This is a genomic window from Rhizobium ecuadorense (assembly GCF_001187535.1).
Taxonomy (GTDB): Bacteria; Pseudomonadota; Alphaproteobacteria; order Rhizobiales; family Rhizobiaceae; genus Rhizobium; species Rhizobium ecuadorense.
On sequence record NZ_LFIO01001662.1, the window covers coordinates 1 to 227 of the forward strand.

Consider the following 227-nt stretch of genomic DNA (forward strand, 5'->3'; position numbering starts at 1 on the left):
TTTCTTGTTCATGGCAGGGCTCCATATCCAGTTGATGATGGAGCTTTGACGCCAGCCTTTCGCATTTCCTTGGGGCGCCAGCGCATTATTTCCGGCGGTGTCGAAGGCCTGCATCGCAGCAGTAAGCGCACGCGCGCGCGCCTCCGGCGTCGCTGCCGGCGGTGTGGAGTGGGAGAGCTTTTCGAGTTCCTTGTCCACGGTCATACCTCTTCCTTCCCAAGCACGGC

The 227-nt window shown here is 60.4% G+C and carries 1 protein-coding gene; it reads right to left on the reverse strand.

Annotated features, from left to right (window positions below; genetic code table 11):
* On the reverse strand, positions 1-204 hold a 204-nt coding region (locus tag AF337_RS32935), incomplete at its 3' end, for a hypothetical protein (RefSeq protein ID WP_152971310.1).
* Between the last annotated feature and the right edge of the window lie 23 nt (positions 205-227).